Source organism: Actinomadura alba, from assembly GCF_014323705.1.
Taxonomy (GTDB): Bacteria; Actinomycetota; Actinomycetes; order Streptosporangiales; family Streptosporangiaceae; genus Actinomadura_C; species Actinomadura_C alba.
Map to the genome: position 1 here is coordinate 33128 of NZ_JABVEC010000037.1, position 25523 is coordinate 58650.

Below are 25523 nucleotides of genomic sequence, written 5' to 3' on the forward strand. Positions count from 1 at the left end.
GATAAGGGGCCGGCGGAACGCCGCGCCGTCGTAAGAAGCGACGTCTTAGTGGCTGTTGTCGCAGCGGGGGAGGCGGAGGACGAAGCGGGCGCCTTGTGCGCTGTCGTCGATGGTGAGGGTGCCGTCGTGGGCTTGGGCGATCTGGCGGGCGATGGGCAGGCCGAGGCCGGTTCCTCCGGCGTCGCGGCTGCGGGAGGCCTCCAGACGGGTGAAGCGGTCGAAGACGGTCTCGCGGTGTTCGGGGGCGATTCCGGCGCCGTCGTCGAGGACTTCGAGTACGGCCATGGGGCCGTCGGCCCGGACGATGATGGTGATCTGTTCGTCGGCGTGGCGCTCGGCGTTGTCGAGCAGATTGGTGAGCAGCCGGATGACGCGCAGCCGGTCACAGTCGACGACCACGGAACGGGAGAATCGCCGGACGATCCTCACCCGGTAGGTCCGGCGGTCCAGTTCAGCGGCGATCATATTCGCCAGGTCGGTCGGCCTGCGGTTCAGCATGACCCCGGCGTCCAGTTTGGCGAGGTTGAGCAGATCGGTCACGATCGCCTGCAGGCGGTCTATTCCGGTGAGTACCTCGGTGGCGGTTCGTGGCCAGTCGGTGTCGTCGGGGTACATCAGTCCTTCCTCGACCTGGGCCCGCATGGCGGTGATCGGGCTGCGCAGGTCATGGGAGGCGTCGGAGGTGAACTGCCGCAACTGCTCGTAGGCGCCTTCGAGGCGGTCCAGGGTGGCGTTCACCGTCTCGGCCAGCAGCCTGATCTCGTCCTGGTTGAGGGGTACCGGGACCCGCCGGTGCAGTCCGGTGCCCGTGATCTCCTTCAGTTCGGTGCGGATGGCGTCGACCGGACCCAGGGTCTTGCCGACCGCCCGCGAGACGCCGACCGCCATCATCGTGGTCATCAGCAGAGACATGCCGATCACCAGGGACAGCACAGTGCGGTTCCCGTACCAGGGGACGCCCGGGACCGCCACGTTGACGAGCCAGATCCCGTCCGGCTGGAAGACCTTGAAGAGCACGACGGTCTTGCAGCCGGTCAGCCCGTCCACATGGCACAGACTCCGTTGGCTGCGCACGGCCGCGTCGTTCCCCGGTGGGAGTGTGGCGATCGGCGGCCGACCGACGAGCTGATGCGTCGCCGAGACCACCCGGCCGTGCGCGTTCAGGACCTGGATCGCATCGCCCCTGCTCTCCGGCAGTACGGAGGGGAGCTGTCCCAGCTTGATGATGGGCAGCACCCGGTCCCAGCCCGCGGTGGCCCGGGTCTCGGCCGACTCGCTCTCCTGGTTGCCGACGAAGACGAGGAACAGCATGCTGAACCCGATGCACACCAGTGCCGCGACGGCACCGGTCGCCCACGTGGTGCGGGCTCGTAGTGATGATCGGTTCCAGGCCGGCATCCGGACTCCCGGAGGAGCTGCTCCTCCACCTCGAGTACGCCTCTATCACTGCGGGCGTCCGGCAACGGGCGTCCGCCTGCCTGCTGGGATGCCCGTAGGCGCGCGGGTTGCCACAGAAGCGCACTAGATTTGCCCTGATTCGGTAGATATGTCAGAGCTTGTCGCTAAAGCACATCATAGTCCCTTCATGGCTTCCTATTGAAGGCCTGCCATGGTTCGTGGTAGTGGGACCGCTCGGGGACTCATCTCACCCGGTACGGCTCGGCGTCGGGGTACTTGAGCGTCACGCCGAGGCCGGGAGCGTCGTCGCGGGGACGCACTGTGCCGCCGGCGGACGACAGGGTGCCGTCGAAGAGCCGTTCCTCGATGCGGACGTGATCATGGAACCACTCGATGTGCCGCGTGACCGGGGTCGACGACATGACGGCGGCATGCAGATGGGGGGCGCGGTGCCCGGACAGCTCACGCCCCCTCGCACGGGCGAGGGCGGCGACGCGCTGGAACTCGGTGATCCCGCCGCAGCGGGTGACATCCGCCTGGAGGCAGTCGACGTTTCCGATCATTCGCGCGAAGTAGGGAAGGTCGAAGCCGTACTCGCCCGCCGCGACCTCGGGGGCGACGGCCCGCGCGACCGCCCGTAGGCCGGGCAGGTCGTCGGCGGGCACCGGTTCCTCCAGCCACCGCAGATCGAGGTCCTCGGCGGCGCGGGCAACTCTGATCGCCTGTTTGACCGAGTATGCGCCGTTGGCGTCGGCGTACAGCTCCACCCCCGCACCCACGATCTCGCGCGCCAACCGGAGCCGGGCGAGGTCCCGCTCCTCGTTCGCACCCCGGCCTTCCCCGATCTCGATCTTGACTCGGGGAATCCGCAGGTCGTGGGCCCAGTGCTCGAGCCGGCGGCGGAGCCGGTCGTCTCCGAGGGTGGTGAACGCGCCGGAGCCGTACACCGGGACCTCCGCGCGCACGACGCCGAGCAGGTGGTGCAGGGGAAGGTCCAGCGACCGGGCCTTGAGGTCCCATAGTGCGCAGTCGAGTGCCGAGATCGCGAGCGAGCACATGCCGACTCGGCCGGCGTCGCGCACCGCCCGGCACATCGCCTCATGGCACCCCGGGACGTCCAGCATCGGCCGACCGCGCACGACGGGGGCCAGCTGGTGCGTGATCAGCGTGGCCGTCGCGGAGGGGCCGTAGGTCCACCCGATCCCGGTGACGTCGCCCGCATGCGCCCGGGCCAGCACCAGGGTGGTCTCCGACCGGGTGAACGTGCCGTCGGCCGCAGGGTCTTCGCTGGGAACGGTGTAGGCGGCGGCGCCCACGTCATCGATCCGCTCGCCCGTGTTCACAGCCGATGTCGCCCGGCGCCGAGCCGGCCTCTCTCCCGCCGCGCCCGGATCGGGTACCGCCCTGCGAGATCACCGGTGCACCGTGGCGGCGGCACACCACCGCGGCCACGGCGTCCCCCGGTCGCCATCTCCAGATCCCTGGTCATAGCAGGTCACAGCGTTACGCGGACCATCGGTCGCCGGTCGGGCCGGGCGGGGCCTCACGGTCGCTAACGCTCGCCGCGCCCCGGCTCTCTCTCGTGCTGGAACATGTTCGGCCGCCCCTTCTGCCCCTTCTGGCGCATGCCGACGGCCATCGCCCCCAGCCCCAGCAGGAGGATCACGGCTCCGGTCACGACGTTGTTCCAGATGCTCGCCCTCGTGGCCGAGTGCATCACCCATGGCGCGATGATCGTCCACACGCCGATGAGCGGTGCGATCCAGGTCAGCCCGTGCATGCGCCCGAAGGCCGACGCCAGGCCGAGGGCCAGAGCCGCTACGGCGAGGCCGGTGATGAGGTTGCTGACGGACAGCCGGGACAGGCCCTGGAAGCCCACCACCCATGGGGATATCGCCAGATACAGGCCGGAAAGCATGGTCAACCCGTCGACCGCCTGGGCGGCCGGAGTGCATGACGCCCGTTCGTATCTGTCCCTCAGCTCGAGGATGTCCGGATGCCGTTCAAGGCCTGGTCGAGTCATTGACCTCGGCCTCCTTAGTTCGCGGAACTGACAAATCCCCCGTACCCCGGCCGAATCGGTGTTCCACGCTGGTCAAGGCAAAGTTTTCATGTACCTGGGCTCGCGCGAGCGCCCGGAACCCCGCCTGTCACGGGGGCCGCCTGCCGCGTGGAGCTTTATTACCGTCATCACGGGTTTGGTCGATTTATCAGGGAATGTCCAGGAGAACGATACGCATGGAGGGAGACGTCACCATGCCGCGTACGGTCGGGGACTATCTGCTGGAACGGCTGCGCCAGTGGGGCGTGGAACGTCTCTTCGGTTACCCGGGAGACGGCATCAACGGGATCATCGCGGCGCTGGGCCGAGCCGGCGACCGGCCCGCGTTCGTCCAGGCCAGGCACGAGGAGATGTGCGCCTTCCAGGCCGTCGGATACGCCAAGTTCAGCGGCCGGCCGGGTGTTTGCGTCGCCACCAGCGGGCCGGGGGCCGTCCACCTGCTCAACGGGCTGTACGACGCCAAACTCGACCACGTGCCGGTGGTGGCGATCGCCGGCCAGACCGCCCGCACCGCCATGGGCGGCAACTATCAGCAGGAGCTCGATCTGATCTCCCTCTTCAAGGACGTCGCGAGCGCCTACCTGCAGATGGCCACCGTTCCGGCCCAGCTGCCCAACCTGATCGACCGGGCGATGCGCATCGCGCTGGCCGAACACGCTCCGACCTGCCTCATCATCCCCGCCGACCTGCAGGATGAGGCCTACGAACCGCCGGAGCACGCGTTCAAGCAGGTGCCCTCGTCGACGCCCGGTTACGTGCCCCCGATCACCCGGGCCCCGGACACCGAGATCGCCCGCGCCGCCGAGGTGCTCAACGCCGGCTCGAAGGTCGCCATCCTCGTGGGACAGGGCGCACGCGGGGCGGCGGAGGAGGTAAAGCAGCTGGCCGACCTCACCGGGGCCGGCGTCGCCAAGGCGCTGCTCGGCAAGGACGTCCTGCCCGACGACCTGCCCTACGTCACCGGAGCCATCGGGTTGCTGGGCACCCGCCCGTCGTACGAGCTCATGCGCGACTGCGACACCCTGCTCATCATCGGCTCCAACTTCCCCTACACCCAGTTCCTGCCGCCGTTCGGCCAGGCCAGGGGGGTACAGATCGACATCGACGGCCGATTGATCGGGATGCGTTACCCGACCGAGGCCAACCTCGTCGGCGATGCCGCCGAGACGCTGCGGGCCCTGATCCCCCGGTTGCGCCGCAAGGCCGACCGGTCCTGGCGGGAGACCATCGAGCGCAACGTGGACCGCTGGTGGGGCATCGTCGAACGACAGGCCAAGGTGCCGGCCGACCCGATCAACCCGATGCTGCTGTTCTGGGAACTGTCCTCGCGGCTGCCCGTCGACGCGATCGTGACCGCCGACTCGGGCTCGGCGGCCAACTGGTACGCCCGTGACCTGAGGTTCCGGGCCGGTGTCCGCGGCTCGCTGTCGGGCAACCTGGCGACCATGGGGTCCGGCGTGCCGTACGCCATCGGGGCCAAGTTCGCCCATCCCGGCCGTCCGGTCATCGCCTTCGTCGGCGACGGCGCCATGCAGATGAACGGCATGGCCGAGCTAATCACGATCAAACGCTACTTCGAGGAGTGGTCCGACCGCCGCCTGATCGTGGCGGTGCTGCACAACAACGACCTCAACCAGGTCACCTGGGAGCTGCGGGGCATGGCCGGCGCGCCGAAGTTCGAGCAGTCGCAGGCGCTGCCCGACGTGTCGTACGCCGCCTTCGCGCGCTCCATCGACCTCGTGGGCATCGAGGTGGACAAGCCGGAGGCGGTCGGGCCCGCGTGGGACCGGGCGCTCGCCGCCGACCGGCCGGTCGTCCTCGACGTGCACTGCGACCCCGACATCCCGCCCATCCCGCCGCACGCGGACTTCGAGCAGATCAAGGATGCCGCCGAGGCCATCATCAAGGGCGATCCCGACGCGTTCGGCATCGTCGCCAAGGGCCTCAGGACCAAGGCCCAGGAGCTCTTCGGCCGCAGGGGCGACTGAGTAGGCACAGTGCGTACGGCCTCAGCCGTGGCGCAGTGCCCGCAGTGACTGCCTCAGGGAGCCGAGGGTGGCGAGTACGGCCGTGGGCTCGTATCCGCAGTGCGCCATGCAGTTGGCACAGCGGGGATCGCGCCCGCGACCGTACGAGCTCCAGTCGGTGTCGTCGATGAGCTCCTGGTAGGTCTGCGCGTAGCCGTCGGCCATCAGGTAACAGGGGCGCTGCCAGCCGTGCAGGGAGTAGGACGGGATGGCCCAGGCGGTGCAGGGGAAATCGACCTTTCCTTCGAGGAAGTCCAGGAACAGCGGCGTGTGGTTGAACCGCCATCTGCGCCGCCTGCCGTCGGCGAACGCCTTGCGGAACAGCCGCCGGGTCTCCTGGACGCCGAGAAAGCAGTCCTGGTCCGGTGCCTTCTCGTACGCGTACCCAGGAGAGATCATCATCTCGTCGACCCGCAGGTCGTCGTTGAGGAAGTCGAGCACGTCGATGACCGTCTGCGGGCTGTCGGTGTTGAAGAACGTCGTGTTGGTGGTCACGCGGAAACCCCGGCGCCGGCACTCGCGGACCGCGGCCACGGCCTCGTCGAAGACGCCCTCCTTGCACACCGAGGCGTCGTGGCGCTCGCGCAGCCCGTCGAGGTGCACCGTCCAGGCGAAGTAGCGTGACGGCTCGAACTGCTCGATCTTCTTGGGGATCAGCAGGGCGTTGGTGCACAGGAACACGTACTTCTTGAGGGCGATGAGTTCCCGGACCAGCTGTCCGATCTGCGGATGCATGAGCGGTTCCCCACCGGCGATCGACACCATCGGGGCGCCGGCGTCCTTCACCGCGGCCACGGCCTGCTCGACCGGCATGCGCCGCTTCAGTACGTCGGCGGGATGCTGGATCTTCCCGCAGCCGGCGCACGCGAGATTGCACGCGAACAGCGGCTCGAGTTCGACGAGCAGCGGGAACCTCGCCCGCCGGCGCAGTTTCTGCCAGAGGATGTAGCCGCCGACGCGCAGGCTCTGGCGGATCGGCATCGCCATCAGGATCGAACCCGCAGAGGCAGGGTGAAGCTGATGGTCTCCTCGGCCACGGGATTCTCCTCGATGGTCACCGGGCCCAGCCCCCGCAGCTCCGCCACCACGGCGTCGACGAGCCACGGCGGGGCCGACGCGCCCGCCGTGAGGCCGACCGTGCGGGCGCCGGCGAGCCAGTCCAGCGCGATGTCGCTCGGGCCGTCGATGAGGTGGGCGACGGTGCCCTCGCGGGCGGCGACCTCGGCGAGCCGCCGGGAGTTCGACGAGTTGGCGGACCCGACGACGAGGACGAGGTCGGCGCCGCCGGCCACCGCCTGTACGGCGCGCTGCCGGTTGGTCGTCGCGTAACAGATGTCATCCGTGCGCGGACCCTCGGCATCGGGGAACCGGCGCCGGATCGCCGCCGCGATGTGCCCGGCCTCATCCGCGGCGAGAGTGGTCTGCATGAGGTAGGCGATCCGCCGATCGCCCGGCAGGGTCGCCACGTCGTCGACGTTCTCGACGAGCACGCCACGGCCCGGTATCTCGCCGAGGGTGCCCTCGACCTCTTCGTGCCCGGCGTGGCCGATCAGGACCACGAGGTCGCCGCGGGCGGCGAACCTGCGTGCCTCGGCGTGCACCTTGGCGACCAGCGGGCAGGTCGCATCGATCACCTGCAGGCCGCGCCGCGCGGCGTCCTCTCGCACCGCCGGTCCGACGCCGTGCGCCGAGAAGATCGTGACCGCCCCGGCCGGGACCTCGGTCAGCTCTTCGACGAAGATCGCGCCCTGCTGTTCCAGCTCCTCGACCACGTGCCTGTTGTGCACGATCTGCTTGCGGACATAGACAGGAGGCCCGTGCCGCTCCAGGGCCCGGACGACGATCTCGATGGCCCGGTCGACCCCGGCGCAGAACGATCTCGGCGCGGCGAGCAGTACCCGCCGGGGCCCGGCGGCCGCGGCCCAGCGCACCAGGACCGGGCCGACGCGAGCGAGGGTGCGGCGTGCGGCCAGGCCGCCGGTCAGGGTGTGCGGGCCGAGCATCGCGTGGTTCGGAGTGTCGACGATGACGCGCACCGCCGCGAACGGCCGGCCTGCCGCGGCACCGGCCAGCGGCCCGGCCTCCATGTCGACCGCCCGCGCGCCGGCGGCCGACAGCCGCCGGCGCTCCGCTCCGGTCACGACGTGGTCGCTGGTGACGAGCGGGCCGATCTGCGCGCGCATCCCGGCGCGCACCAGCTCTCCCGCGAGGAGCGCGGCCGAGGGGCAGGGGACCACCCGGCCGCCGAAGCGCACCTCGCTAGCCACGAGCACCTCTCCCGGCCGGAGGTCCTCGTCGAGGGCACCGCCCACCCCGGCCACGGCGAGTGCCCCGAAACCGGGCAGCAGCGCCCCGGCGCGCCGGGCACGGACGGGACCCATTCCGGTGCGGATCAGCGTCACCTCCGCCGGATCGCCGGGCAGGCCGCGCCGCAGCGCCCGCGCCTCGATGCCGAGCGCGGTGCAGATCAGCAGGCGCGTCATGCCGGTATCTCCGCGATCGGGTCCACGGGATCCATGTCCTGGGCCCGCCCCCGCCCCGGCCTCGGCCCCGGCCCCGGCTTCGGCTTCGGCCCCGGCTTCGGCTCCGGCTCCGGCCTCGGCTCCGGCTCGGGGGCCGAGCCGAGATCTCCCTGCGACCTGAGGTCCGGGCGCAGGCGCAGATAGCGCCCGAGGGCGCTGATGGGGAAGACCAGCCGGTAGAGGTGGTAGTTGATGTAGAAGTCGCCGGGGAACCCCGTCCCGGTGAAGTGCGGTTCGTCCCAGGTGCCGTCCGCGCGCTGATGCTCGACGAGCCAGGCGATGCCCCCGTCCATCGTCGGCGTGCGCCGGCCCGTGGCGAGCAGGGCCATGAGCGCCCACGCGGTCTGCGACGCGGTCGAGGCACCGCGGCCGATCCAGGCCGGGTCGTCGTAGGAGCGCAGGTCCTCGCCCCAGCCGCCGTCGTCGTTCTGATGGGCCTCCAGCCAGGCGACGGCCCGTCTCACGCACTTCGCATCCGGCCGGATGCCGGCCGCGATGAGGGCGGGGAGCACGGCGCCGGTGCCGTACAGGTGGTTGGCCCCCCACCGGCCGAACCACGATCCGTCGGCCTCCTGCGCCTTCAGCAGCCAGGTGACGGCCCGTCCGATGACGGCCGTACCGGGTCGTTCGGCGGCCAGCGCCTCGATGACGTGCGCGGTGACGTCGGCGGACGGCGGGTCGATCACGGCACCGAAGTCGCAGAAGGGCAGCCTGGTGCACAGTTCGCGGGTGTTGTCGGCATCGAAGGCCGCGAAGCCACCGTCACGGGACGCCATGCCGGTCATCCAGCGCACCGCCCGCTCGATCGCCGGCCGGGTGCCCGGACGGCGGACGCGGCGGAGGGCGAGGATCACTTCGGCGGTGTCGTCGGTGTCGGGATAGCCGTCGTTGTCGAACTCGAACGCCCAGCCCCCGGGGGCCAGCGACGGCCTTCGCACGGCCCAGTCGCCGGAACCCTTGACCTCCTCGCCGACCAGCCAGCCGGCGGCCCGCACCAGAGCCGGATGATCCTCGCTGACGCCCGCGTCGGCCAGGGCGTTGATCGCGAGTGCGGTGTCCCACACCGGGGACTGGCAGGCCTCCAGCCGGCGGCCCCGCTCGTCGCGGATCGTGAACCGCTCCAGCCCGGCCAGGCCCTTCCTCATCACCGGATGGTCGAGGCCGTACCCCCGCAGGTCGAGGGCGATCAGCGAGTAGACCCACGGCGGCTGGATGCCGCCCCAGGAACCGTCCGCCTCCTGCCGCGCGACGATCCAGTCGGTGGCACGCCTGAGCGCCGCCCGCCGCAGACCCGGGATCGGCCGCCGGCCGTAGCGGTGCAGGACACGGTCGAGGGTCCTGAACGCCCCATCCCAGCCGACCGACGGGCGCGGCCGTACGGGACGTCCCGTACGCAGTTCGGGCAGGTCGAACGGGAGCGGACGCACCGGCCGCCGGGCGCTCACCACCGTGAGAGGCACGATCGTCTGCCGGGCCCAGCAGGCCCAGTCATAGATGTTCAGGGGGACCCACGGCGGCAGGAACATGAGTTCGGGGGGCAGGACGGGCAGTTCGTCCCACGACCACCGGCCGAACATCGCCAGCCAGATCCGGGTGAAGACGCGGCTGGACTCGATGCCGCCGGCCTGCCGGACGAACGCGGCGGCCGAGCGCATGTGCGCGGCGTCGGCCGGGTCGCCCGCGAGCCGCAGCGCGGTGTAGGCCTCGATGGTGGTGGACAGGTCGCCGGGCCCGCCGTGGAAGTTGGCCCACGTCCCGTCGTCGCGCTGCTCACCGCGGATCCAGCGGGCCGCCTCGGCGGTGTCCCGCTGTTCGCGGATGCCCAGGAACTCCCGGAGGAGCAGGTCCTCGGCGTCCATCGTGACGTTGGTCTGCAGTTCGCCCTTCCACCACCCGGCCGGCGCCTGCAGTCCGAGCAGGTGTTCGCATGCCGCCGTGGCGGCGAGTTCGGCGCGGGACGCCGACGGAGGTGCGTCGAGTGCGGTCATGTCAGTGATCCCGGGATGTGATGAAACGGGCGATGGCCAGGAACTCGGCGCGGACGTCGGCGGGCATCCGGGCTTCGGCGAGGTGGCCCTCGGCGAGGTCGAAGAGGTGTTCCGCCTCCTTCTCGGCCCACGCGCGGCCGCCCGCCTCGTCGATCAACCGGGCGGCCTCGTGCAGGTCGGCCTGCGACCTCGGCCCCGGGACGACCAGCGACCGGGCGAGCCGTTCGCCCGCCTCCGTACCGCTGGTGAGGGCGGCGACGATCGGCAGCGTCTTCTTCCCCGCCCGCAGGTCCGACATCTGCGGCTTGCCGGTCTTCTCCGGGGTACCCCAGATACCCAGCAGGTCGTCGGTGAGCTGGAAGGCCAGGCCGGCATCGGCGCCGAATGCCGTCAGCGCCGTGACCAGCGGCTCGGGCGCCTCCGCCAGCGTCGCGCCGATGGAGCACGCGCAGGCCAGCAGGGCTCCGGTCTTGTCCGCCGACATCTGCCGGCACTCTTCGAGGCTCACGTCCGGGCGCTTCTCGAACTCCAGGTCACTGGCCTGCCCGGCGATCAGCCGCCGGGTGGCGGCGGAAAGGCGGCGGGCCGCACGCACGCCGCCACGGGTCCCGTCCCGCAGGAGCAGTTCGGTGGCGAGAGCGAGCAGGGCGTCGCCGGCCAGGATGGCGGCCGAGCCGCCGAAGACGGTCCAGGCCGCCGGCCGATGCCGGCGCATGTGGTCGCCGTCCATGATGTCGTCGTGCAGCAGCGAGAACGCGTGCACGAGTTCCACGGCTGCGGCGGCCGGCGCGCATCGCTGCGCGTCTCCTCCGGCGGCTCGCGCCGACAGCACCGCGAGCGCGACCCGCAGCGCCTTGCCGCCCGCGTCGACCGGCCGGCCGGCCGGATCGACCCAGCCGAGGTGGTAGGCGGCGACCCGCGCCGACAGCGGATCGAGACGGTCGACGGCCTCGCGCAGGACGGGCTCGACGAGGTCGCGGGCGGCCGTCACGGACGGCGGGAGAGCCGCGGTCATCAGCCGGCGTCCCTTGTCAGATGCCGTCTGACCAGGCAGGCCGCGTTGAGACCGCTGCGCACGGCTCCCTCCATCGTGTCGGGCCAGCCCGTGTCGGTCCAGGCGCCGGCGAGGTAGAGCCCGGGCCACCGGGTAGTCGCCGGAGGACGGAGCGCGCCGCTGCCCGGGCCTTGGCGGATGGTGGCGCGCCGCTCCCTGGTGACGAAGAAGTCGATGATCCTGGCCCCGCGCGCGGCGGGCAGGAGCCGCTCCAGCGCCGTGACGAACACCGAGCGGATCTCGGCGGTCGGCAGGTCGATCCATCGCTGTGCCGCGGAGACCGAGACGGCCAGGTACTGACCCTCCTGGAGCCCGCTGACCCGGGTCTTGTCGAAGACCCACTGCACGGGGGAGTCGACCGCCGCGGCGAACGCCAGATCGGTCACCCGCCGGTCGTAGATGACGTGCACGTTGACGATCGGGCTCGCGCCCAGGCCGCTCCAGCGGTCCCGGTCGGGCACTGCGTCCGGGGGGACCAGTGCCGCGGCGTGTTCGTGCGGTGCCGCGACCACGACGGCGGACGCCTCGACCCTGGTGCCGTCCACGACGATCGCGGGCCCGGGCTCGATGGCCTTGATCTTCGCCGACAGGCGAACCTCACCGCCGCGGGCCTCGATCGCGGCTCGCGCCGCCCTGTCGTGCAACTCGCCGAGCGGCGCCACGAAAATGCCGATGTCGGCCGCGTCGGCCCGGCCGAGCAGGGCGGTCTGGAAGACCAGCGCCGCCGCGCCCACCGCGGCCTCCCGCATCTCGATGTTCAGGGCGGCCAGCGCGAACAACTCCCACAACATGCGCCGTGCCGGGCCACGCTGCCCGTGGGTGGCCAGCCAGCCGTCCAGATCCATCCGGTCGAGTGCCGGGTCGGCCGGATCGAGCCTGCTCAGCGCGTACGACCCCCGTACAGCGCGCAACCGGTCGGCCGGGGCGAGCAGGGAGTATCGCGCCAGCGCGGGCAGCAGGTGGAAGGGACCGGGCAGCCGGCACCGGCGCAGCCGCCCCTCCCGCCCCGCCGGGCTGAGCACCTGGACGTCGAACCGGTCCTGAACGCACACGTGGCCGGCCGCGCCGAGCCGGGCGAGCAGTCCCAGGTACGCGGTGCAGCAGCGAAGGAACACATGCTGTCCGTTGTCCACCATCAGCCCGTCCCGGCTGAAGGAGTGGGTGGCGCCGCCGAGCCTCGGCCGCGCCTCGTACAGAGTGACCGGGCGGCCCATCTCGCCGAGGGCCAGGGCCGCGGCGATGCCCGCCAGCCCACCTCCCACGATCGCGACCGGCGGCGCCGAAGCGCCGTTCATCGCCCCGCTCCGGTGAGCGCGCGCGCCGCCACCAGCGTCTTGTCCCATGGCGACAGCGCGAACCGGGTGCCGAGCGCCCCGACCGGGTCGGCCGCGATCCGGTCGAGGAGCGACCGGTAGATCCCGGTCATCGCCGCGGTGCAGGCCGCGCTGCGGCGATCGAGCAGGGGCAGCAGGCGGACGCCCCGCTCGTACCATTCCCGCGCCCGGTCCACCTCGTACCGCATCAGCTCGGTCAGCCGCTGCGGCGTGTCGGTGAACCCGCCGTCGGCGTCGACGTCCAGGGTGCATCCGAACCGGCTGAGGTCCTCGGCGGGAAGGTAGATCCGCCCGACCCGCCGGTCCTCTCGTACGTCGCGGAGGATGTTCGTGAGCTGCAGCGCGACGCCGAGCGCGTCGGCCAATGGCGCGGCCGCCGGGGGATCCTCGGCACCGAAGACGCCGAGTGACAGCCGGCCGACCGACCCGGCGACGCACCGGCAGTACGCCACCAGGTCGTCGGGACTCGCGTAGACCGATCCGCGCACGTCCGCGGCACAACCGTCGATCAGCTCTTCGAACGCGCTCAGCGGAATCGGATAGCGGATGGCGGCGTCACGCAACGCCACGAGGACGAGGTCGGACCGGTCCGGTACCGCCTCGCGGAGCGCGGATCGCGCCTGTGACAGGCGGGCCAGCCGCTGCGGCGCCGGCCCCTCGCCGTCCCCGATGTCGTCGATCCGGCGGGCGAACGCATAAACGGCGCTGAGTGCGCGTCGTTTGGGCGGCGGCAGAAGCCTGATGCCATAGGAGAAGTTCCGTGCCCGCGTGCGGACGACCCGCTCACAGTGCCGGTAGGCGACGGACACGCTCACTTGACCGCCTCGCTCCCTCTCATCAGGACCCGCGACCACTCCAGTGGCAGCCGGGCGGGATGGGGGCGCACCGACCGGCCGAGAACCTCGTGACCGGCCCGTTCCAGGGCGGCGACGGTGGCGCGCCCGCCTGCGATGTAGCCCGCCACCGCGGTACGGGCGAAGCCGCTCAGTGACGCGGCGAGCGGGTCGCCGGCCTCAAGAAGCCGCATCGCCCGCCGTGCTTGGAGCGCGACGACACGGCGCAGCCGTGCCGGGGCCGTGGCCCCGCCCAGGTCGGCCTCGGTGCAGCCGAACCGGCGGAGGTCTTCGCCCGGCAGGTAGACCCGGCCCCTCGCGTAGTCCTCCCCGACGTCCTGGCAGTGCTCGATGATCTGCAGCGCGGAGCAGACCTGGTCCGACAGGGCCAGCCGGGACGGGGTCGCGGCGCCGAAGACGTGCAGCACGATGTGCCCGACGGGGTTGGCGGACAGCTCGCAGTAGGCGAGGAGGTCGTCGAATGTGTCGTAGCGGGTGACCGACTGATCGCGCCGGTTGGCCGCGACGAGCCGGTGGAACGGCTCGGCCGGGACGGAGCACTGGCGCACGGTGGGGGCGAGCCGCCGGACGACCGGCAGCAGCGGAGCCTGCCCCGCGTACAGGCGGATCAGGTCGGCGTCGATGTCGCCGAGCCGGCGCAGCCGCTCACCGGGTCCGGTCTCGTCACCGCCCTCGTCACCTGCCGCGTCGGCCACCTCGTCACCGACATCGTCGACGAAGCGGGCGAAGCCGTACACCGCCATGAGATGGCACCGATACCGGCGCGGCAGCAGGCGTGAGGCGACCGGGAAGTTCTCGCGCCGGGCCTTGAGCGCGATGTCCCTGACGTCACCGGAGAGCATGAGGGAATGCTTTCCATCAGGCGACCGGATAAACGCTGGGAAATGCTGGGATGAGCTTTATTAGGCCCGGTCGGGGGGGCGAAATAAATAGGCGTTTCTTTTGACTTCTCGGAGCTTGATCAAGCGCCGGTCATGGGGGTTCGAGGCGATTGTGGCGAAAGCCCGCTGCCTCGTGTCCACCGATGCCGACCTGGGTAGGGACACTGGGATGGGCGGCGATCGGCGGCGATGGGGCGGTGCGGCCGAGCGGTGGGCGGTCGGCTGAAAAAGAGGCGAGAAACATGCGTGGGCGAGAATTGTGCGGGTCGCGTCCGGCTGTGCGTTCATCGGTTACTCGAATTGTCGAGTCGGCATCGGCCGACCCGGTGGTCGCGCAGCGGCCCGACGGCGAGTCGCGCGGCACGGCAATGCCGCACGAGCTCCGGAAGGGCGCCGAGCGCCGAATGCCACGAGCCCGGCGCGGAGGTGTGGTCGGAATCGTGCAGGAGGAGGGTCGCGCCGCCGCGCAGACCGGGTGCCAGGGCGGCCAGGACGGACGCGGCGGTCGCCGACTCGGTCCAATCCCTGCCCCAAGCGCTCCAAAGCACCGGACGCAGCCTCCACCTGCGGGCCGCCAGCAGGGCCTCGGCGCTGAGCACTCCGTAGGGAGGCCGGTACCAGGTCGGGCGAACGCCGGCCACCGCGGTGACGAGGTCGGCGGTGCGGCCCATCTCGGTGGTGACCCGGCCGGGCCGGGTCAGCAGGGCGTTGTCGTGCCGCCAGCCGTGCACGGCCATCTCGTGCCCCTCCGCCACGATGCGGCGGCCGAGATCGGGATGGCGTTCGAGCAGTTCACCGAGGACGAAGAACGTGGCCCGGCAGCCGAGCCGCTCGAGCTCGTCGAGGAACCGCGGCGTGGATCGCGGATCGGGCCCGTCGTCGAACGTCAGCGCCACGTGGTCGCCGGCGCCGACGCCCGAGAGCCCCGGCAGCCCCCGGCGCACGGTGGGCATCCAGGTCGCCGCCGGCCCGGCGTGGAGCGCGGCCAGGCCGGTCATACCGAGTACCAGCGGATTCATCACCTCAAGTCTGCGGGAGGGACGGGGCGATGCCAACGAGGCGGCTGCTGATCCTCAGCGCGAGCATGGGCGCGGGGCACGATGGGGTCGCCGGTGAACTGGCCCGGCGGCTCGCCACGGGCGGGGTCGACGCCGAGGTGATCGATGTCCTGGATCTGCTCCCGCTGCGGCTGGGAGGGGCGCTGCGCTGGTGGTACGGCTGGATGATGCGCACCGCGCCGTGGCTGTACGCCGTCATCTACCGGGTCTTCTTCGTGTCCGACCGGGCGCCGTCGACGTCGCCGTTGACCGCCTTGGCGGCGGCCCGGCTGGAGCGGCTGGTCCGCCGTCGCCCGCCGGCAGCGGTCGTGTCGACCTTCCATCTGGCCGCGCAGGTGACCGGGCATCTGCGGGAACGCGGCCGCCTGTCGGTCACCAGCACCGTCCTGCTCACCGACTTCGCCGTCCATCGGCTCTGGCTGCACCCGGGCAACGACGGCTACCTGTGCCCGACCGCGGCGGCGGCGCTCGGCGTGACCGCGGCGACCGGACGCCCGGCGTCCTGCCACGCGCCCGTTGTACGCGAGGAGTTCCGCCGGCCGGGTGCCGACCCCGCACAGGTACGGAGCCGGATCGGCGCGCGACCGGACGACCGCCTGGTGTTGATCTCGACCGGCGCTTGGGGCGTCGGACGCGCCGAACGGACGGCCCGCGTCCTTGTCCGGTCGGGGCGCTACGTGCCCGTGGTCCTCTGCGGGAACAACGGCCGGCTGCTGCGCCGCCTGCGCGGCGCGGGCGGGGGTGTCGTCGCGCTCGGCTGGCGCGACGACCTGCCCGAACTGATGGCCGCCGCTCACGCGGTCGTGGACAACGCCGCGGGGCTGACGTGCACGGAGGCGCTCGCGGCGGGTGTCCCCGTCATCTCGTACCTGCCGATCCCCGGTCACGGCCGGGCCGGCGCGCGAGCGATGGCACGGGCCGGGCTGAGCGTCCACGCCTCCGACGCCGCGAGTCTGCTGGGGGCACTGGACCGGCTGGCGGACTCGTCGGAGCGCGACCGTCAGATCGCCCGTGGAACCGCCCTGTTCAGCTCACCGCCGGCCGAGGCGCTGCTCGCGCACCCGACGGTCTGACGGCTCCGTGGCCATGGATCGCCTTCTCGATCTCTCGCATAGGACCAGTTGAGAGAGGGCATGCGCGCCGTATCCGCCCGGTTCGTCCGTTGCAGAAATCCCCACAACTGCTGCGTTTCGTAAGGAGGGTTCTGCGAGCAGGGCTCCGAGCTGGGACAAGCCGTGAAGATCAGTCTCAGCGTTGACGGGTGTACGCATGTTTCCCAACCCTGCGAACGTTCGGCAGGGCGCTCGAACGTAGAGTCACCGACTGAGAAAAGCGATAGACCAAAGAGGTGTGCAGTGCGATTTTTCCGAGCAGGACTCGCGGTGGCCCTGCTGGCGGCGGTGTGCGGTTGCGCGGTGACCGGTTCGGGTGAGCGCCCGAAGGCGGCAGAGACCACCGATGCGACCGAGCCCTCCGCGAAGGGCGCCAAGGAGCCCATCGACGCGCGCGAACTCTATCTGGAGTCACTGAAGCAGCAGGCGCTGCAGCCATCCATCAACCTGGTGCATGAGTACTACCGGCAGGAGAAGTTCTATCCAGAGGGCAGTCGTGACGTCGTGGTCTCCGGGTTCGACTACAGGACCAAGAACGTGCGCCTGGAGAGATCACAGGTGATCGTGGCGGACGGGAAGACCTCGACGGCCTGGGGGACCTGGTGCCTGGGTCGGTCGGAGGACTGGTTCTATTCTTCCGGCGTTCGCCGGCCCTGGGAGAAGAGGTCCACCACGTGCCCGAGCCTCACCGACCAGACGTGGCTCAACGACGGCCTTGGCGTCGGCGGGCTGACCGCGCAGCAAGCCGACGCTTTCGTCGGGTACCTCGGCGACTTGAAGGGGTTCATCAATGCGGGCGGGATGAGCTCCGTTACGCGGAACGGCAAGCCGTACGTGCGCCTCGAGATCAAGGTGAAGCCGGTGAAGCTCGCCGGTGGGGGGCGCCCGGTGGGCGCGGACCTGTACCAGGACGCGTTCAAGTACACCGAGCTTGACTCGCTCACTCACCCGTACGGCTACCTGGCCAGTGGCGGGTCAGCGCTGGACATCGTCCGCTACATCGACCCCGAGACCCGGCTGCCCGTCTACTCGGAGACGCTGGAGACCGGCGGAGGCGTGTGGAAGATGCACCGGGTCGAGTACGAGTTCGGCCGCCCGGTGACCAAGAGCACCCTGCCCGCCGCCGAGCCTCCCATCGCCCGGCTGACGTGGCAGCCGGAGAGCAAGTCGGGATCCCAGTAGGTCGGGCCGGGCCCTGCGCCGTGGACCGTGTCGGGCCCGGCCCACCGGGAATTGAACGGATCATGAGGCTTGCGGGCAGTCGTGTACTGATCACTGGTGCGTCCTCCGGGATCGGAGCGGCGACCGCCCGGGCCATGGCCAGGGCTCGGGCGCGGCCGGTCTTGGCCGGGCGCGACCGCCCAAGGCTCGACGCGGTGGCCGCCGGCACCGGCGGTCAGGTGCTAACGGCCGATCTGGCGACCGGCGCCGCCGAGCTCGCGGCCATGGCCGGGCCGGTCGACGTCCTGGTCGCCAACGCCGGGGTGGGATGGGCCGGACCCTTCGCGGAGATGCCGGACGACACGATCGAGCGGCTGATCGCGGTGAACCTGACCGCCCACATCGTGCTGACCCGGCTGCTGTTGCCCGGCATGATCGAGCGAGGCCGAGGCCATGTCGTCTTCGTCGCCTCGATCGCCGGCGCGGTAGGGGTGCGCGACGAGGCCGTGTACTCCGCGACCAAGGCAGGTCTGATCATCTTTGCCGAGGGGCTACGGCACGAACTGTCCCAGGTCGGCGTGTCGGTCGTGCTTCCCGGCGTGGTCGACACGCCGTTCTTCGACCGGCGTGGAACGCCCTATCGTCGCCGGCGGCCGGCGCCGATAGCCGCCGAGCGTGTCGCGCGCGCCATCGTGTCCGTGGTCGAGCGCGACCTCACGGAGGCGTACGTGCCGGGCTGGCTCCGGCTGCCGGCCCGCGTGCGAGGTGCCGCGCCGAAGGTCTTCCGGACGCTGGCCGGGCGGCTCGGCTGAGCCGTTCGGGTTCCTTCAGTTCGTTGACTCGTGGCGTGTCGGGCTTCCCAAGCACCTGGAAGCCCCGACACGCCACGAGTCAACGTCGGCCCGCGCCGGTTGGATCTTCCCGGCATCGGGCGTCGCGCGAATGCGAGCGCTGATGGCAGATATGGACCGTGCTTGCCAGGGAGAGGATCTGTCCTGACCGGATTATGCGAGGGTATGGTGATTGATCGTGACGATGTTTCGCATCAGCGAGGCCGCGGCGGTGCTGGGCGTCAGCCCGGACACCGTGCGGCGATGGGTCGACGGCGGTCGGCTTCCCGCGGAACGCGACGAGCACGGCCACCGGATGGTGGCGGGTGCGGATCTGGCCGGGTTCGCGCGGGACCGGATCGACGCCGAGAACGGGTCGGGCGTCTCCTCGGCCCGGAACCGGTTCCGGGGGATCGTGACCGCGGTGATCAAGGATTCGGTGATGGCCCAGGTCGAGATCGTGGCCGGGCCGTTCCGGGTGGTTTCGCTGATGAGCCGTCAGGCCGCCGATGAGCTGGGCCTGGAGGTCGGGGTGGTGGCGGTCGCTGTGATCAAGTCCACCAATGTCGTCGTGGAGATCAGTGAGGTACTCACGCGGTGAGTCGGTAAAGGAGCCCTGGTGTTCAGACGCTTGTCCCGGTGGACCGTCGCGGTCCCGCTCACCCTCGCCCTGGCGGCCGGTCTGTCCGGCTGCGGCGGCGACGACTCCGGAGGCGCTTCCGGCGCCGCTTCCGGCGGAAGCGGTAAGACGCTGACGGTGTTCGCCGCCGCGTCACTGACCGAATCCTTCACCGAGCTGGGCCGGACATTCGAATCCGCTCACCCGGGCACGAAGGTGAGGTTCAACTTCGGGTCCAGTGCCACGCTGGCCCAGCAGATCACCCAAGGTGCCCCGGCGGACGTCTTCGCGGCGGCCAGTCCGGCGACGATGAAGACCGTGACCGATGCGTCGTTGGCCACCGCCCCGGCGACGTTCGTACGCAATCGGCTCGAGATCGCCGTTCCCGCCGACAACCCGGCGAAGGTCGACGACCTGCGGGATCTGGCCGACTCGAAGGTCAAGGTGGCGCTGTGCGCGGAGCAGGTCCCCTGTGGCGCGGCGGCGGCCAAGGCACTCGACGCGGCCGGGCTGAAAGTCGAGCCGGTCACCCTCGAGCAGGACGTCAAGGCCACTCTCACCAAGGTCGAGCTCGGTGAGGTCGACGCCGCGCTGGTCTACCGGACCGATGTGCTCGCCGCGGGCGGCAAGGTGAAGGGCATCGGCTTCCCCGAGGCCGACAAGGCGATCAACGACTACCCGATCGCGGCCCTGTCCAAGGCGCCGGCCGCCGACCTTGCCCGGCAGTTCGTCCAACTGGTGCTGTCTGCCCAGGGCAAGAGCGTGATGGCCAAGGCCGGATTCGACGTCCCCTGACCCAGTCCTTGATCGCACCTTGCCTCCGGCCTCGCCGACCCGAGACCCTGGAGCCGGAAGCGCCCTTGGCCGGAAGACCCTCTTGATCGGATGCCCCTGGTTGGAAGCATGCTGACACCGAGGCCGGGCTCCAGCTCGGGCTCGGCGGGGTCGAAGGGATCAGCGGGCCGGGGTCGTGCGCGGCGCGACTCCGGCCCGGCCGGCCGTGTTCCGTGGGTTCTGGTGGTGCCCGCCCTGGTCGCGCTCGTGTTCCTGGTGGCACCGCTGGCCGGGCTGCTCGTACGGGCACCGTGGTCGACGCTGGCCACGCGGCTGGCCGAGCCCCAGGTGCTGACGGCGTTGCGGCTGTCGCTGGTCACCGCGACCCTGGCCACCGTGCTGTGCCTGCTGCTGGGGGTACCGCTGGCGTGGGTGCTGGCCAGGGTCGACTTCCCCGGTCGGCGCCTGGTCCGGGCGCTGGTCACGGTTCCCCTGGTGCTGCCGCCGGTGGTGGGCGGCGTCGCGCTGTTGCTCGTACTCGGCCGGCGCGGGCTGGTCGGCCAGTGGCTGGACTCCGCATTCGGGATCACGTTGCCGTTCACCACGACCGGCGTGGTGCTGGCCGAGGCGTTCGTGGCCATGCCGTTCCTGGTGATCAGCGTCGAAGGGGCACTCCGGGCGGCGGACCTGCGGTTCGAGGAGGCCGCGGCCACCCTGGGCGCCTCCCGCTGGACGGTGTTCCACAGGGTCACGCTGCCGCTGATCGCGCCGGGCGTCGTGGCCGGGGCCGTGTTGTGCTGGGCCCGGGCGCTGGGCGAGTTCGGTGCCACTATCACGTTCGCCGGCAACTTCCCTGGCCGGACCCAGACCATGCCGCTGGCGGTCTATCTCGCGCTCGAGACCGAGCCCGAGGCCGCGATCGTGCTGAGCCTGGTCCTGCTCGCCGTCTCCATCCTGGTCCTGGCCAGCCTGCGCGACAGGTGGGTCACCAGCCCATGACCCTGCAGGCACGCCTCGTCGTCGAACGCCCTCGTTTCCGCCTCGACCTGGGCCTGGCCGTCGACGCCGGCGAGGTCGTCGCCCTGCTCGGCCCCAACGGCGCGGGCAAGACCACTGCCTTGCGCGCTCTGGCCGGGTTGGTGGCCCTGACCGGCGGTCACATCGACCTGGACGGCACGCCCCTGCACACGCTCCCCACCGAAGACCGCCCCATCGGCATGGTCTTCCAGGACTACCTGCTCTTCCCGCACCTGTCGGCACTGGACAACGTCGCCTTCGGGCCACGCTGCCATGGCGCGTCCAAGTCGGACGCGCGCGCGACGGCCGCGTCCTGGCTGCGGAGGGTCGGCCTGGCCGAGCATTCCGGGTCCAAGCCCCGCCGGCTGTCCGGAGGCCAGGCCCAGCGTGTCGCACTGGCCCGCGCGCTCGCCGCCGGGCCACGGTTGCTGCTGCTGGACGAACCGCTGGCCGCCCTCGACGCCCACACCCGGCTCCAGGTCCGCTCCGAGCTGCGCCGTCACCTTGCCGAGTTCGACGGGGCGACCGTCCTGGTCACACACGACCCGCTGGAGGCGATGGTGCTGGCCGACCGGCTCGTGGTCATCGAATCCGGCACGGTCGTCCAGCAGGGAACACCCGCCGAGGTCGCCCGCCGGCCGCGCACCGACTACGTCGCGCGGCTCGTGGGGCTCAACCTGCATCGCGGGACGGCCGACGGGCGGAAGGTCACGGTGGGCGACGTGCTCTTCAACGTCGCCGAGGATCTGCGGGGGCCGGTGTTCCTCGCCTTCTCACCCGCCGCGGTGGCTCTCTACCGGTCCCGGCCGGACGGCACTCCGCGGAATCTGTGGGAGGCCACGATCGAGGGCATCGAGCGGCACGGTGACAACGTCCGCATCCATCTCGACGGGTCGATCGCGGTGGCCGCCGACGTGACCCCGGCCGCCGTCGCCGACCTCGATCTGACCCCGGGGCAGCGGATCTGGGCGGCCGTCAAGGCGACCGAGACGCACGCCTACCCGGCCTGAGACGCATGCCTACCCGGCCTGAGGCACGCGTCCCTCTCCGTTACGCGCCACCCGGCCGGGGGGATGGGGCGAATCGGCGAGATGCGGTCACCGGCGGGTGGCCAGGGCGAGGAACCGGTGGGGCGCGTCGTCGTACCCGTCGAGGTGCCAGCCGGCACCGGCGAGCAGCGGGCCGAGACGTTTCCGCGCGAGGGGTTCGTCGGGGTCGAGGGTGCGCCCGTGCCGGGCCGCGAGCGCGGCTCGTCCCGAGGGGTGGAAGATGACCAGCCGTCCGCCCGGACGGGCGACGCGGGCCAGTTCCGCGAGACCCTCGCCGATGTGGGGCAGATGGTTCACCAGGCCGGCGGTGAAGACCGTGTGGACGCTGGCGTCGCCGAGCGGCAGGTGGCGGGCGTCGCCGACGAGCAGGGCGGCGTGCTGTGCGCGCCCGCCGGCCTTGGCGACGGCGAGCATCTGCGGGGTGAGGTCGAGGCCGATCACGACTCCGGTGGGGCCGACGGCCGAGCGCAGGGCGGGCAGGGCACGGCCGGTGCCGCAGCCCACGTCGATGACGGCGGCGCCGACCGGGATGCCGGCCTCGTCGACGGCGGCGGTGTACGCGGGCATGTCGTCGCCGAACTTGGTGTCCCAGGTGGCGGCGCGGGTGGCGAAGAAGGCCCGGCTCTCGGTGATGTACCAGCGGCTGTGCCCGGCCAGCCGGCGGGCAACGTGGCGGATCACGGGCCAGGTCTCGTCCCGGAGGTCGATCACGATGTCGGCGTCACGTTCCCCGCCCACGTTCGGGGAGTGGCCGGTCGGCCGGCAGGACAGCCAGACGACGACGTCCCACCCGGTGGCCGGCGGCCGGGCGCGCAGCCGCGGCCCATCGGCGAGCGTGACCGCGCCGGGGGATCGGTCCGCGTGCCAGGTGTCATCGGACGGGGGCGATGTTCCGCCGGTCAGGCGGGTGCAGAGGCGTCCGTCGGACGACAGGGCGTGCGCCAGCCGGTCGGCGACCTGGGCGGCGTGGTCACCGGCACCGTCGACCACCACGCACGCGGCACCGGTCGGGAGCATCCCGGCGAGCGCGGCCAGGACCTCCTCCCACCGGCCGGACTGCGCATCGGTCATCGCCTGCCCTCGCGGTACCGCCTCATCAGACATCTCTACATGATGCACAGGCGATATAGATCCCGCCAATCAGCTCGAAATCACCAGCAGAAATGGCGATTCGGCCTCGAACCTGCGATGCGTTACCGCGCTGCGCCGCGTGATATCTCGATCATGGTGAGTGACATCGCGCCGTCCCGCGGCCCAGGTCTGGCCAGGTTTTAGAAAAGCATTCTAGAATGCACGTCGCACTTACGCAGGTGCCCGGTGTTGAGCTCAGCGTCATGCTCGCTCGGCGACGGCGGGGGACCACCAGTCCCGGCATCGCGACGCGTTCGCGGTGTCACGAGTGAGCGGAGTTGCGAGTGGCACACCGTAAATGGCGCTCGGTCATCGTCGTCGCCGCATTGGCGGCGGCCGTGCCGATGCTGACGTACGGAACGGCGGCCGCCGGGCCGGCGTCCCACGGCGGACGGCCGACCATCGAGACCGTGTCGAACCCGCGGCCCGAGGTGGTCAGCGGCGGGCAGGTGCTCGTCCGGGTCGTGCCGCCGGCGAAGACGCACGCCAAGCGGATCAGCGTCAGCGCCAACGGGCGTGACGTGACCTCCGGCCTTCGCGAGCAGCCCGACGGCAGCCTCCTCGGCCTGGTTACCGGCCTGCGCGACGGGCGCAACACACTGGAGGCCAGGCAGTCCGGTTCCCGTGCGAGTCTGCGCGTCACCAACCACCCGATCACCGGGCCGGTGCTGTCCGGTGCGCAGCAACTCCCCTTCTACTGCGAGACACAGGCGTACGGCCTGCCGGCGGCCGAGCAGCCGCACTGCGGCGCACCCACCCAGGTCGGCTACCAGTACCGGACGACGGCGGGAGCGTTCGCACCGCTGCCCGATCCGTCCGCGCGACCCGCGGACCTCGCGACCGCCACGGTGGACGGCCGGCAGGTGCCGTACATCGTCCGGGGCGAGCGCGGGACGATCGACCGCGCGGTGTACGAGATCGCGGCGCTGTACGACGGCGCCGCCCCATCACCGGTCACCCCGGATCACGCCTGGAACGGCAAGCTCGTCTACACCTTCGGGGGCGGCTGCAACTCCGGCTTCCACCAGGGCAGATCGACCGGCGGCGTGCTGAACGACCTGTTCCTCGGGCAGGGCTACGCGGTCGCGTCCTCCAGCCTCAACGTGCTCGACAACAACTGCAGCCCGATCATCTCGGCCGAGGCGGCGATGATGGTCAAGGAGCACTTCGTCGAGACCTACGGCCCGGTGAAGCACACCATCGGCTGGGGCGGTTCCGGTGGGGCCATCCAGCAGTACGACATCGCCGAGAGCTACCCGGGCATCCTGGACGGCATCATTCCCGGTGTCTCCTTCCCCGACCCGCTGAGCACGGCCGGCCCGGTCTCGGACTGCCGCCTGCTGAACCGCTTCTTCGCCGGACCCGGCGCCTCGTTCACCACTGCGCAGAAGACCGCGATCTCCGGCTTCCGCACCTATTCGACCTGCGTCTCCTGGGACGCGACCTTCGCCAGCCGGTCGACCGCCACGGAGAGCTGCAACGCGGCGATCCCGGTCGCGGTGCGCTGGGACCCGGTCACCAATCCCAACGGCGTCAAGTGCAACTCGACCGAGCAACTGGTCAACCAGATCGGCCGCGACCCGAGGACCGGGTTCGTCCGCGGCGTGCTCGACAACACCGGCGTACAGTACGGGCTGGCCGCGCTGAAGGCGGGAACGATCACGCCGGCCCAGTTCACCGCCGTCAACGCCGGCATCGGCGGCCTGGACCACACCGGCAAGCCCGTGCCGCAGCGCACCGTCGCCGACCCGAAGGCGCTGTACGCGGTGTACGCCAACGACATCGTCAACTCGGCGTCGCAGGGCCTGCGCCAGACCCCCATCATCGACCAGCGCACCGACCTCGACCTGGCCGGCCCGGGCAACGACATCCACACCACCGAGTGGTCCTTCGTCATGCGCCAGCGGTTGCTGCGGGCCAACGGCAGCGCCGGCAACCAGGTCATCATCGAAAGCGCCCCGACCCCGGCCGAGACGGCGGCGGCCGCCCGGTACGAGCTCGACGCCATGGACCGCTGGCTGACCGCGATCGGCGCCGACCGCTCGGGACGCGACATGCGGCACAAGGTGCTCACGAACCGGCCGGCCGACCTCGGCGACGGCTGCTACCTGTCGGCCACGCAGCGTATCCGCCAGGAGCTGACCTACCCGCCGGACGGGCAGTGCGGGGAGAGGTTCCCGGTGGCCGCGAACACCCGTATGGCCGCCGGACAGAAGCTCTCCATGGACGTCCTGAAGTGCGCGCTGAAGCCGCTCGACTTCCGGGACTTCCCGGTCACGTTCTCCTCCGCCGAGCGGGCGCAGCTGCGTGCCACGTTCCCTGGCGGGGTCTGTGACCACGACCGCCCCGGCGCCGGGCAGCGCAAGCCGATCGGCACCTGGCTGAGCTACGGCGACTCGTGGACCGGGACGACGCCGCCGACCAGGCTGCCGAGCGGGCCACACCGCTCATGATCACGCTGTGCCGCGAGCAGCCCCCCGGCCGTCGCCGGGGGCTGCTTTACTCTCGCCGCCTGGCCGCCTGGCCGCCTGGCCGCCTGGCCGCCTGGCCGCCTGGCCGCCTGGCCGCCCCACCGCTGCGCCGACCTGCGACTGCGGACCGTGAAATGCGGTTCCGTAATCTGGGAGCGACGAGGCCGACGGCAAGGTGGCG

The 25523-nt window shown here is 71.3% G+C and carries 21 protein-coding genes; 9 read left to right on the forward strand and 12 right to left on the reverse strand.

Annotation, left to right across the window (positions count from 1 at the left end; all coding sequences use genetic code 11):
• Positions 1-45: 45 nt before the first annotated feature.
• From HKK74_RS32440 to HKK74_RS32450, 3 genes are all read right to left on the reverse strand, one after another.
• Entirely contained in the window at positions 46-1398 is a 1353-nt protein-coding gene (locus HKK74_RS32440) for a sensor histidine kinase (protein WP_187247215.1), read from the reverse strand.
• Positions 1399-1640: 242 nt separating this feature from the next.
• Complete coding sequence (locus HKK74_RS32445) at positions 1641-2741, reverse strand: enolase C-terminal domain-like protein (RefSeq protein WP_187247216.1); 1101 nt, start codon at positions 2739-2741, stop codon at positions 1641-1643.
• A 209-nt stretch (positions 2742-2950) separates the two neighbouring features.
• Positions 2951-3421, reverse strand: a complete 471-nt coding sequence (locus HKK74_RS32450) for an SPW repeat protein (RefSeq protein ID WP_187247217.1) — start codon at positions 3419-3421, stop codon at positions 2951-2953.
• Between the two features lie 233 nt (positions 3422-3654).
• Here HKK74_RS32450 and HKK74_RS32455 point away from each other — a divergent pair, with 233 nt between their 5' ends.
• On the forward strand, positions 3655-5448 hold the full coding sequence (locus HKK74_RS32455) for a thiamine pyrophosphate-requiring protein (RefSeq protein ID WP_187247246.1): 1794 nt from the start codon (positions 3655-3657) through the stop codon (positions 5446-5448).
• Positions 5449-5469: 21 nt separating this feature from the next.
• On the opposite strand, the gene hpnH is transcribed toward HKK74_RS32455, so the two are convergent.
• The 8 genes from hpnH to HKK74_RS32495 all read right to left on the reverse strand — a co-directional run bounded on the left by hpnH (position 5470) and on the right by HKK74_RS32495 (position 15139).
• Positions 5470-6468 carry an adenosyl-hopene transferase HpnH gene (gene hpnH / locus HKK74_RS32460; protein WP_246492192.1) on the reverse strand — a complete coding sequence of 333 codons (999 nt, stop codon included), beginning with the start codon at positions 6466-6468 and terminating at the stop codon, positions 5470-5472.
• Between the two features lie 5 nt (positions 6469-6473).
• Positions 6474-7970, reverse strand: coding sequence for a 4-hydroxy-3-methylbut-2-enyl diphosphate reductase (gene ispH / locus HKK74_RS32465; RefSeq protein ID WP_187247219.1), 1497 nt, complete (start codon positions 7968-7970; stop codon positions 6474-6476).
• Positions 7967-9997, reverse strand: coding sequence for a squalene--hopene cyclase (shc, locus tag HKK74_RS32470; protein ID WP_246492193.1), 2031 nt, complete (start codon positions 9995-9997; stop codon positions 7967-7969). The genes ispH and shc overlap by 4 nt, the downstream gene beginning before the upstream one ends.
• Before the next feature lies 1 nt (position 9998).
• Complete coding sequence (locus tag HKK74_RS32475) at positions 9999-11012, reverse strand: polyprenyl synthetase family protein (protein WP_187247220.1); 1014 nt, start codon at positions 11010-11012, stop codon at positions 9999-10001.
• Entirely contained in the window at positions 11012-12346 is a 1335-nt protein-coding gene (hpnE, locus tag HKK74_RS32480) for a hydroxysqualene dehydroxylase HpnE (protein ID WP_187247221.1), read from the reverse strand. The genes HKK74_RS32475 and hpnE overlap by 1 nt, the downstream gene beginning before the upstream one ends.
• Complete coding sequence (hpnD, locus tag HKK74_RS32485; protein WP_187247222.1) at positions 12343-13200, reverse strand: presqualene diphosphate synthase HpnD; 858 nt, start codon at positions 13198-13200, stop codon at positions 12343-12345. The genes hpnE and hpnD overlap by 4 nt, the downstream gene beginning before the upstream one ends.
• Positions 13197-14081, reverse strand: a complete 885-nt coding sequence (gene hpnC, locus HKK74_RS32490) for a squalene synthase HpnC (RefSeq protein WP_187247223.1) — start codon at positions 14079-14081, stop codon at positions 13197-13199. Before hpnC ends, hpnD begins: the two co-directional genes overlap by 4 nt.
• A 323-nt stretch (positions 14082-14404) precedes the next feature.
• Positions 14405-15139 (reverse strand): polysaccharide deacetylase family protein, encoded by a 735-nt coding sequence (locus tag HKK74_RS32495; protein ID WP_187247224.1) that lies wholly within the window; start codon positions 15137-15139, stop codon positions 14405-14407.
• A gap of 29 nt (positions 15140-15168) precedes the next feature.
• Here HKK74_RS32495 and HKK74_RS32500 point away from each other — a divergent pair, with 29 nt between their 5' ends.
• From HKK74_RS32500 to HKK74_RS32530, 7 genes are all read left to right on the forward strand, one after another.
• Entirely contained in the window at positions 15169-16251 is a 1083-nt protein-coding gene (locus HKK74_RS32500; protein ID WP_187247225.1) for an MGDG synthase family glycosyltransferase, read from the forward strand.
• A 282-nt stretch (positions 16252-16533) separates the two neighbouring features.
• Positions 16534-17472, forward strand: a complete 939-nt coding sequence (locus HKK74_RS32505) for a hypothetical protein (RefSeq protein ID WP_187247226.1) — start codon at positions 16534-16536, stop codon at positions 17470-17472.
• A 62-nt stretch (positions 17473-17534) separates the two neighbouring features.
• Positions 17535-18263 carry an SDR family NAD(P)-dependent oxidoreductase gene (locus HKK74_RS32510; RefSeq protein ID WP_187247227.1) on the forward strand — a complete coding sequence of 243 codons (729 nt, stop codon included), beginning with the start codon at positions 17535-17537 and terminating at the stop codon, positions 18261-18263.
• A gap of 217 nt (positions 18264-18480) precedes the next feature.
• The gene (locus HKK74_RS32515) at positions 18481-18882 is read left to right on the forward strand and encodes a TOBE domain-containing protein (protein ID WP_187247228.1); all 402 of its coding nucleotides are present in this window, start codon (positions 18481-18483) and stop codon (positions 18880-18882) included.
• Between the two features lie 18 nt (positions 18883-18900).
• Positions 18901-19695 carry a molybdate ABC transporter substrate-binding protein gene (modA, locus tag HKK74_RS32520; RefSeq protein WP_187247229.1) on the forward strand — a complete coding sequence of 265 codons (795 nt, stop codon included), beginning with the start codon at positions 18901-18903 and terminating at the stop codon, positions 19693-19695.
• Between the two features lie 108 nt (positions 19696-19803).
• Positions 19804-20673 carry an ABC transporter permease gene (locus tag HKK74_RS32525; protein WP_187247230.1) on the forward strand — a complete coding sequence of 290 codons (870 nt, stop codon included), beginning with the start codon at positions 19804-19806 and terminating at the stop codon, positions 20671-20673.
• Positions 20670-21701, forward strand: coding sequence for an ABC transporter ATP-binding protein (locus tag HKK74_RS32530; RefSeq protein WP_187247231.1), 1032 nt, complete (start codon positions 20670-20672; stop codon positions 21699-21701). Before HKK74_RS32525 ends, HKK74_RS32530 begins: the two co-directional genes overlap by 4 nt.
• Before the next feature lie 87 nt (positions 21702-21788).
• On the opposite strand, the gene HKK74_RS32535 is transcribed toward HKK74_RS32530, so the two are convergent.
• Positions 21789-22844: a class I SAM-dependent methyltransferase gene (locus tag HKK74_RS32535; protein WP_222723001.1), complete on the reverse strand. Its 1056-nt coding sequence runs from the start codon at positions 22842-22844 to the stop codon at positions 21789-21791.
• Positions 22845-23155: 311 nt separating this feature from the next.
• On the opposite strand from HKK74_RS32535, the gene HKK74_RS32540 reads away from it, so the two are divergent.
• On the forward strand, positions 23156-25324 hold the full coding sequence (locus HKK74_RS32540; RefSeq protein ID WP_187247232.1) for a DUF6351 family protein: 2169 nt from the start codon (positions 23156-23158) through the stop codon (positions 25322-25324).
• Positions 25325-25523: the final 199 nt, after the last annotated feature.